Source organism: Ruegeria sp. SAZA006 (genome assembly GCF_059613465.1).
In genome coordinates, this window is sequence record NZ_JBXWSO010000005.1 from 36,518 (window position 1) to 46,701 (window position 10,184).

Annotated in this window: 5 protein-coding genes; all 5 read right to left on the reverse strand. The window is 55.8% G+C overall.

The window, feature by feature from the left end; all coding sequences use genetic code 11:
- Positions 1 to 7 precede the first annotated feature (7 nt).
- Positions 8 to 3,310: a TM0106 family RecB-like putative nuclease gene (locus AC2FNZ_RS06635; protein WP_496839959.1), complete on the reverse strand. Its 3,303-nt coding sequence runs from the start codon at positions 3,308 to 3,310 to the stop codon at positions 8 to 10.
- Positions 3,307 to 5,916 carry an AAA family ATPase gene (locus AC2FNZ_RS06640; protein ID WP_496839960.1) on the reverse strand — a complete coding sequence of 870 codons (2,610 nt, stop codon included), beginning with the start codon at positions 5,914 to 5,916 and terminating at the stop codon, positions 3,307 to 3,309. Before AC2FNZ_RS06640 ends, AC2FNZ_RS06635 begins: the two co-directional genes overlap by 4 nt.
- A gap of 3 nt (positions 5,917 to 5,919) precedes the next feature.
- Positions 5,920 to 7,047, reverse strand: coding sequence for a metallophosphoesterase family protein (locus AC2FNZ_RS06645; RefSeq protein ID WP_496839961.1), 1,128 nt, complete (start codon positions 7,045 to 7,047; stop codon positions 5,920 to 5,922).
- A gap of 143 nt (positions 7,048 to 7,190) precedes the next feature.
- A complete protein-coding gene (locus tag AC2FNZ_RS06650) occupies positions 7,191 to 8,171 on the reverse strand; it encodes a helix-turn-helix transcriptional regulator (RefSeq protein WP_496839962.1) in 981 nt (326 codons plus the stop codon).
- 67 nt (positions 8,172 to 8,238) lie between these two features.
- Positions 8,239 to 10,176, reverse strand: a complete 1,938-nt coding sequence (locus tag AC2FNZ_RS06655; protein WP_496839964.1) for a DUF262 domain-containing protein — start codon at positions 10,174 to 10,176, stop codon at positions 8,239 to 8,241.
- Positions 10,177 to 10,184: the final 8 nt, after the last annotated feature.

Here is a 10,184-nt window from a genome sequence, read left to right on the forward strand (position 1 = left end):
TTTCTTTCTAAGTCCACACACGTAACCCCGCGAGCGTGTTGACCAACCGCATCTGTTCCAACGTTGCACATGGCGTTTCAACCAGTCTTGGGGAGGCAAAGACAAGGCTCAGGCCCTTTGCCCGGCTCACGGCAACATTCAGACGTTCCCTGGAGAGAAGAAAATCTAGTCCGCGCTGTGTTTCCTCGGCGGAAGAGGCGGTCATCGATACAAGCGCAATTGGCGCTTCTTGGCCTTGAAACTTGTCCACTGTGCCGACCCGGACACCGGGCAATGCCTCTGAGAGCGCATTGACCTGTGCGTTGTAGGGCGCAACTACGATGATATCGTGACGCTGGATTTCGCGCGTATTCCCAACCTTGTCAGTCCAACTGCCTTCTAGAAGCCGCTCGACCATAGCGGAGATGGCAGCGACCTCCTCTTCGGCTTCCTGCGCGCGCCCTTCATGTGCGATGGGCACCAGAAATGCTCCTGCATGCGGTAACCCGTCTACGTCGACCTTTTGCCGCGTCGTTTCCTCGTGAGCTTGTAGCGTACCTTCGTAAATTTGCTCCGAGATGTATTTGCAGAGATCTGGATGCATACGTCGCGTTGTATCGAGATAGACCCCACAGTCCGCTGAAACGACAGCCTGGTCCCCGATAATCCAATCGAGGCAAGACAGGTGTGCCGGGGAAGGATGCGACCCTTGGATGACTTGCGGCAATTGTCTGGGGTCTCCCACTAGAACCAGATTGTCTGCTGCTCGCGTCATGGCAAGCGCATTGGCTAAGCTGACCTGTCCCGCCTCGTCCACAAAGAGGTAGTCGAAACTATTTTCCAAGTCCGTGCGTGAGAACAACCAAGCTGTCCCGCCAACGATATTGGCACCTCTATGGCGACTGTCGTCGGCCTTTGAAGACACCTGAATAGCCTCATAGCCTTCAGGAAAAGGGTCATCCCCAGCCTTCCCCTTATAAACAATCTCAACACCATCGCCGTCTAGATTGCTACCTTCCAACGCCTCGACACACCCCATTAAGACGTTCTTGATTGCCTCGTGGCTGTTGGACGCTACACCGATCCGCTTGCCCTTTCGTACCAGGTGCAAGATCGCGCGTGCCGTTACATGGGTTTTGCCTGTGCCAGGTGGCCCTTGCACCGGCAGTACCGTATTATCCATGGCATCAACGGCAGCACAAAGCCGATGCACTGGATCACCTGATGCAACCAGTGGTGAAACCCCACGAAAACGTGGCGTTGAACGGGTTAAAAGATCTGTTGCTGAGTGATTGATCCTATCGCTGCATTGATCATCGATCACAGCGGCAATTGCCTCTTCAATCGCCTTGGTCTGAAGTGCGAAGGCTGGCAACAAGTCCAACTGCTCAGGCAGGTCAAACCCTTGCCTCAAAGACACCTTAACCGTGACTTCACGCCGTTTTTTGTCAATCGCAGTGATTGTAAGGCCAACTACCGTACCATCTCCTCGCGCAGCAGAAACACTGCTTCCCTTGCGCAGTTTCGTGGCCTGATAGGGGTATTTGTAGAGCCGTTCAGTAGACTGTTTGATAATGTGACCTGGCGCTTGAGCCCGTAAACCAGCAAGACACTCCAGATCATCTGCCAGTTCGTCAAAAGTTTTTTTGACGGAATCAAACACCGCCCAGGCAGCAGGTTTTTTCTCCCGTGGATGAAACCGGCCCAAATCAAAGAGAACCTTTTGGCGATCCTCCGGCAGGTCGCTTGCCGCTAACTGCGCTTTAAGGCTTTCCTCTTCCGGGTCGGAAGGGTCTGTCTCTTGTTCCAATTTGGGCGCAGATAGAGAGTTCCATATCGCATCACCCGGCCGTTGCACCAAAAGCCAATCCCGAAGCTCCTGTGTCGAGATGCAATCGATGCGGTTGTAATCCTCAATCTCGTCCAGAATTTTCTGATCATTGCTCTCCCGCCACTCTTCATAAGCTACCACTGACCCGCCGGCCGTGGTTACCTCACCGCTCCGTTCCACGGCGTAAAAAGCCTCCATGTCCTTGATCGAATAGCTTTTCTCCGACGCTACGATCCCGCCGCGTACCACAGCGTATAAGTCCACGAAGCGCCCCTCACGTAGCCATTGATCCAACTGCGCCTCACCCACGCCGTAGCGCGTGCAGAGCTTCCTGAGCGCGGTAATCTCATATGGGGCGTAGTGGTAAATCCGCGCCAGCGGATATGCTGCAAGCCGGTCAGTGAAATAGGAAAACAGGTCTATCAGGGCCTGCCTTTCCTGCGCATGATCATGGGCCCAGAAGGCCGTGAAAACCTGCCCGTCCCAGATGCCGTGCAGATACTCTAGACCGTCAGCCTGTCCCTCGCGATAGAACGGGTCACCTTCGATATCATAGTATAGATCGCCCTCCTGAGCCTCCGGCAACAGGTCAAACCCTTTGCCTTCAACCCGTGGACGCAGTTCTGCTCGCGGCTCACCCAATTTGCGCTCCTCTTGCAATCGCGCCTGCGCCCGCAACGCACCCAGCGTCTCGACAGCGATGTTCGGCACATGTCCATCGCTTTCGGCCAAGCCCCGCATGGTATTGATCCCAGCACTTTCCAGCCTTTTGACCTGCTGTTTTGAGATCCCTGCCACTCGGAACAGACTGTCTTCAGTCTCCCAAACCTCGGCACAATGCTCGCGCCACCGACATAAGCCGCAACTGCTGCACGGCACAGGCCGTGTCGCACCCGGTTCGGCAACAAACCTCTCCAGCCTTCGCCGCGCCGCCCGCGCATAGGCTGCATACTCACTCAACCGAAAACTGAACCGTTCCCCTGTGCCAAGTTCCACATGCGCCCGGTCAGGCGCACGACCCTGCACCGTTGCTATCAAATCGGAATAAAGAACCAGTTGAAGAACATGCCCTGGCGCGGGTTTGCGCTTCAACTTGGTATCCGTCACTTCATAGGAGAATGATCCCAACTCGGATGGCAGGTCGACTCGTTCCAAAAAGTCTGAATACCCACCCCACATCCCGCCTTCCAAGGCACCTTGAAACACAACCTCAGGCCCTTCGGCCAGGGCTGCAAGTGTCGCTTCCACGGCTTGACTGAACGGCACGCCTTCGGTTGCGACCTCAATGATCGACCGGCCTTGAGACCGCAACCGGTCCAGATGCGCGGCCTCATGAGCATCGCCATGAGCTTGCAACAAAGCGGCATCGGCACTGTCTTGAACTGGCTCGGCCCCCCCGCCCTGCAAATACGCCAAATCCAGGGCGCTTGCATGCGCGCAGCCCATGAACCGCATCAGGTCCGAGGCCGACAGCCGTATGTCCGCTCCGTCCCGCTTCAAGCCGCATCGTCCGCCCGGTTGATCGACAATAGATCACCGCCCAATCCGCGGAATGCCCGTTGCCGACAAGAAAACACAATGATCTGCAAATTGCTCGACCGCAGGGTCAATGCGTTGAACATCTGCTCAATGCGGTCGTCATCCGTATAAACTATTGCGTCATCGAGGATGAGTGGCGCTGGCCGACCCTGCTTGGCAAGGATATTAGCAAATGCCAGTCGCACCATTAGAGAGATTTGCTCTCGCGTACCGCCCGAAAGCACCTCAAAGTCCTCTTCCACGCTGCGTCGGGTGATCCGGATTATTGTGCCGCTTTCCGCATCAATCTCGGGTTCTGCGTCCGGCCACAGCATCCTTAACAGCGGTTGCAATTCATCTGTCACCGGTTTGACATGGGCCTCCAACGCCGCTTTACGCGCCGCATCTAACGCCGCCTTGAGGCGCCGGTTCACTTCCACTTCGAACTCAATTTCGGCTAACCGCGCCTCGGCAGTTTCCAACTGGCCCTCGACGAAGGCGAGTTCCTCCTCCGGCGCATCTGAACTGGACAGCCGGATACGTTCACTCAGTCCGGCGAGCTCACGCTCCAATTTCTCGCCAAGGATGCGGCTGTTCTCGATAACACTTCTGGCGCGATCAACGGCAACATTAGCAGCGTCCAGGTCGATTACAGCCTCCCGCAAAGTGGCCAAACCATCCTGCTCCGCGGTCAGCTCTTCGACGAGCTTTTTCAAGACCTCATCTTGACTGGCAACCTCAGCCTCTGGGTCTTTCACACCATCCAGAATCGCTTCTGCCGCCTGCAACAATGCTTCCGCCGATACCGAATCCCTCTGTTCTGCCTCTAGCGTATTCCGAACGGTTTCGAATATTTCTTCCGCAGCGCTCAATTCTAAGGCGGCGTTGTGCAGCGCCTCTTTGGTCTCAGCTTCGGCATTCTCTGCATCCGCACGGACCGGTAAGTCTACGTCTGTTTCTTTGACCTCCGGAAGCTCCACCAGAGCTGCACGCAAACTTTCGACACCTTTCGGCGCAATCGCTTTGAACTCAGCCTCCCTCGCGCGCAGTTGCTCCTCCTTTGACGTTCTGATTTTTGCCGATACGCGCGCCACCTCAACCGTGGTATAACCGGAACTGGCCAATGCTTGATCTAGTGCCTTCTGCGCAGCATCGACACCACCGCCTTCGGTGCTGTCATTGGGCGCTATCGACATACACCCGACCCCCGAAATCTGAAGGTCAGTGACTTCGGTGATGGGATGATCGCGGTCCCCCTCAACGACTTCTCCACGCCACAGAACTTTACCTGCACCTGCCCCGTCGTATGTGATGCGCAAAATCGGCGCCGCAGCTTCTCGCGTCCGTTCTGCCACTGAAAGCGCAGTTGCAAGCCCTTCCAGCTGTTGCAGCCCCGTGGTCGAAATCTCCTGACCAATTTCGGCGTTCAAGGTTTCGATCTCACCGCGCAGCGTCTCGGCATCGGCAATCTGGCGCGTCAGTTCCTCGCGCCGCGCGACAGCCCCGGCTGAAGCCTCGGACTGCATGACCAACTTCAGCTGTTCTGTCGCCGTGTTGTGCGCTGCCTGAGCCTTGCTCTGGGCCTTCTTGGCCTTTTCCCGACGGCCCCGCGCCGTGTCAAATGCCCTCTGCGCTTTCTCTGTTCGCTCGGCGGTTCTTTTGACAGAACTTTGGGCTTTGGCCAATCCTACAACGTCCAACCGCAACTTTTCAACCTTCTCTCGCGCTCGGGTCTCCTTGGCCTCGAGGGTATCGACTCGGCCTTGTGCAAGCTGCACATCCGCATCCTGTTTTTCCGCCTCAGAGAGGCGCTTTTCGGCCTCTTTCAACCGGCCCAATCGTGCTGTTGTCTCTTCTTCGTCCCGAAGCTCCGCCAGCTCCGCTCTCACAGCACGACGGCGTTTTAGTGCCTCCTCCAACGCAGTTACCCGCTCCAGCACAATATCGCGATGGCTGGTAAGGCCGGCGACAGTCTCGGACGCCATTTGCAACGGCCCGCCGGTTTTAGGCTTACCAGTTGCGGTTACATTCGCCTTCAGAACCTCCTCGCAAGCCTTGGCAGCTCTGTCCATTCGCCGCCCGACCGTCATGGACTCCACTTCGCCGGTGACCAGTTTCATGATATCCTGACGGGCGGTGTTTTCTGCACTGTCGCTCGACACTTCAACCACGCCCTGGCGGACCCAAAGCAAGGCTGCCGGACCACCCTCTTTTGGCGCAGCGACCATGCTGGCCAGGGTATCCTCAGCCTGCTCGCCCTGCGCAACCAAGACCCCGTCTTTCGTAAGGCTCGCTTGCTTGCGCTTGCCAGAGGAACTCCACCGCTTGAACAGCGTCCAAGAGGCGCCATCCAGATCGAAACAGATCGTCACCTCCGGATCCCCCCCGACCCTCGGGGTCAGCCCCTTGATCCGTTGGTTTTGCGACCGGTGACTTTCAAAAAATCCGGCCTGTAACGCATCGAAGAACGTCGATTTTCCGCTCTCGTTGGGAGCCGACAACACGTTTAGCCCCGGTCCAATGTTGTCGATGGTCACAGGTTCAACAAAGCGGCGCACATTTCGTAAGGATATGGATGTAATCATCATAACTCAGCCCTCCCGAACCAGTGACCACAGCCGGTTCAGTGCCGCCTGCGCCACGCGCGCATCGTGCTCTGACACTCCCTGACCTTCTGCTTCGACTTGCAATTCCTCGGCCGCAACTCGGAGCGCCCCACCGGTTGCAATAAGGTCCAAGTCACCGGCCTGGTACTCCGTCGCGAGTTCGTCATCGAGCAACACAAATCGCCCGAAATCTGGTGCGGCTTTGGCCGCCGCATCCTCCAGCGCTGCACGCTCTTCCATGTGCAAGTAGCCTTGTGCTTCGATCCGCAATAGTTGGTCGCGCCGCTGTGCCGTTTCGGGATCAAGCAATGCTTCAAAAGCTCCCACGACGTCCATGTTGGGCGTCAGGTTCAATTGTTTGGCACTCCAATAGAACCGTCCTGTTTCCACCCGTTTAATCGACGGTACAGCCCCTGAGCCTGCAATCGTCACGACATGGCATGACCCGCGCCCTTCATGTCGGTACGAGTCTCGTTCCGGTGTGCCGGAAAACTGGGTGCGCGGGTTCACGTCAACAACGCCGTGCCAATCCCCCAACGCCAGGTAATCCAGCTGCGCACTCTCGGCTCGGTTCGGCGGGATTAAAGTGGATGCGTCGTAATCGTCGCCAAAATCAGTGATTCCGCCATGCGCCAATCCAATGCGCAGCGCATTCTCGGGGGTCTCGGCCTCAGGCATCCAAGCAGTCAGGTCTTGGCCAGGAAACTGCCGCGGCCATGGTGAAGGCAGCACCCAAACGCCCGCCTCGACTTCGACGGGTTCGGCCTCACGGAGGACATGAACATTTGGCCCCGCCTCCTCCCCAAAGAGCCGCCAAAGTTCTTCGGCGGCTAACGAGTCATGGTTGCCAGGAATGATCCACCAATGCACATCGCCGTCCGCCGACATCTCTGTCGCCGCCTGACGACGCACCCCATCGCTCGGCCCGGTTGTGTCAAATGTATCCCCAGCGACCAGAATATGCCGCGCTTCATGGTTCCGCGCCGCTTGCACCAAACGCGACAACACCTCGTGACGTGCCTCGATCAGCCGGCCTCGTAATTCTACGGGCATCGTCCCGAAACCGCTTCCCAAGTGCAGATCTGACGTATGAACAAATGTAATACCAACCATCTCTTACCCTCATCGAATCGAATTGACGTGGCCTCTCCCCAAACACCCAACTTATTTGACACCTAGGGGCGTCAAAAGCTGTCATGCCCTCGCGACTGAACCTAAACCAAGAACTTGACGCGCCGAACAAATTAGGAACAAACTTACGGTAGCGCCTCGAAATCAGAACGCCGCGCGACATGGACCAGATCCCGCAACGCCTTTGGTGAGACCACCTCGACCTCATCCCCCCATTGATAGAGATGCCACGCCATTTCGAGCCACCCTCCTGCTCGAAACCGCACTTCGAGCCGACCATCGCCGAGCCGTTTTACGACTTGTTTGGGGTGAAACTGCCAGTTTGCTGCTCGGTCCGCCGCTGCCTTGCTGAAGATCCAAACCACATCAGTAACCTGATCAGGATTGTGATAGGAGCCAAACGCCGCCTCTGCATAACTCGAAAGGTCGAAATCAGGCGCTCGTTCGAACCAATCCTTCGTCACTTCAGCATCTTCGATCCGGTCCAGCCTAAAATGACGTAGATTGTTACCTTTAGCCGGTTGTCGCGCCACGAGATATCGGCGCGCTCCCAAAAGAACGCCGTATGGCTCCACCAACCGCACTTCTCCACCATATACGATACGCATCACGTTGAAGCCCCGGATCGCCTTTGCTATCGCTTCGACAACCTCACGATCTGCATATGCAACAGGCCCCGGCCTGGCAGCCATGCCAAAGGCTTCGAGCGCCGCCTCGGCGTCTGTCTCCGCTATTCTCGCCTTTGCAGATGGCAACGCCGCCAACAACCGATCTCGCAGCGCTTGCAAAGCCTGCCTTTGCCTTACGTCCCCCGGTTCGTCTAACCGCGACAAAGCGACTTCAATCGCCTCTAGTTCCTCGGCCCCATTCAAGTGCAACCCGGCTAAAGCTGATGAAGTTATCTTCCATCGTCGTATTCTGTCGGGATCGGCGTCATTGACCGATACGCTATCGCCAAAAATCTCATGCAGCGCCTGCGTCATTCGCTGCGCCGTTCGCTTTGCGACACCAAATTCTTCTTCAATCTCCCTCAGGCTAACACCCATGTGTCGGGACATTGCCATGTCCGCCAATCGCAAGATATCCCGCGCCTTTTCAAAAGACATTTGCCCTCCTCATGAGTGAAACAGGAGCATTAGTGGAAGCGCGCAGCGCGGTTAAGCGACTGGAATACTAGTTCGGTGTCGGCCAGATTTCAGTCGCCAGATTCGCGAGATACTCACCTCTCGAGCGAATTTCTTCTTCGTCCCAAGACGCTTTCTCCGCCACTTTTCGATTAAGCGTTAAATTGGAGTGCTCTACAAGTTTCAGGGCTTTTTCTTCAAATCCAAGGTTGCCGAGCGATTGGTTCAGTCTGTCCGTTGTGATCGTCAAGTTCCCAAGTGTTTGGATAGCCTCTTCACGCTCAAAATACCCCGGCACATCGCTGTCCAACTCAGCGACGAAATGGCCGTCCAGCGGCCAGTTCGGTTCCCAAGTTTGCGGCATGATGTGTTCGACCCACAACGATTGCGGTCGCATTGTTTCTTCAGTCATTGATGTGCGGCTTGCCAGCTCTAGTGACCAAAGAATATCAGTGAGAATACGAGACGGCACGCGACCGTAAGCGCGTTTCTCAAGAATACTGCTGACTAGTTCCGCGTCACCTGGGAACCTCGTTGTATCCATGGTCATCCCTGCAAAAAATTCTCGCATGACCTCGACTGAGACTCCTTCCCGATGGAACGCGTCAGCTAACCTTGCGAACAGCTGATTGAGGTTCTTGGCCGTCAAGTCGCATAGGATCCGACGAACCAAAAAACTGTCCAACCATTTTGCAACCTGCCAACGTTCGTCTGAATCTAGATCAGAAGCGGCGATCTGAAACGCGATTGGGTATGCTGTCGTGTTTTGCCAAAGACGTAGCCGCTCGCCGAGCCATGCAACGTCTTCAGCTCCTTCACACCGATCTTCCAAAGTTTCATAGGTTGGTACGTGCTTCTGTAGGACGGCCAGTTCTTCTTCAACTCTCTCATACCGGGGTCGTCTATTGGGCGCGGCCCAGGCTCTGTACTCGGCGTAAAGCTCACGGACAGTTATCCTGTTTCCGGTCTCAGCTGTCAGAACCCCTGCGAGGAAGTGGTCAATGCGTGGGCGAGCCGGGCGCGCATTTGGAGCGTTCTCTCGCCACCATCCATCGTCAAATGGCCTCCAAACCTGATCATATAACGCTTCGGCAAGTTCGCGTGCATTATCTTTGCCACGGTTTTGAGCCTCAGCCCGGTGAAAAATGTTGTTCCTAACTAGGTCCATGGCCAGGAGTGGCTGACCTTTAGAGTTCAAGGTTTCGAAGATTACTTGTGCATCGTCCTCTGGACCCAGCGTGATCACAATGAGCTTGAGGTGGAACACGAGCGCCTCCAGGAGCGCATCGAGTCTTCTTTTTTCTTCCTCTGGACCCGCTTCGTCGCCTTCAAAGGCAGCTTCACTCTCGTTCTCTTCATCTATGTCTACTTCGAAATCATCTCCCGCTCCGCTCGCGGCGAACTCTTCAATTTGCGCGATAAAATACTCATAAGCCCGAAGTGCGCGGACGGGAGTATTTTGTGGCACGCTTCCTCGCCAGTAGTACCCGTGATGTTCGTTTCTCACATCCTGGTAGGGCATTTCTAGAATGTCCAAAAAGACCAAACGATCTACTGGAGTTGGTGTCAGCTTGAAACGCGCAAGGGGATCCGTATCCGCTCTACCGGTCTGATTGAAAAGGTACTCTTCAATTTGATCGATGAGCGCGACATATCCTTTATTGCGAGCGACCTCGCGCATTGCAGAGAGCAAAATCAGAAAGGTGGTCAAACGTTGTTGACCGTCCACAACCTGCACGGTCGGCGTGGCTCCAAAAGATCTTGCCGTGGCGTCAGGTGCCAACAGCAACGCGCCCATGTAATGGTCAAACCTCGCATGTCCCTCCAAGACCTCAGTGGCCTTGGCCACTACGTCCAACCAAAATGCGCTGGTTCTACCATCGTAGTTCCTATGGTCGTGCCATTGATATTGCCTTTGATAGAGCGGAACAACAAACCGTTCATTTCGGCTCAACACATCTGTCACTTTAAATTCGCGTGCATCCATCGCTGGCC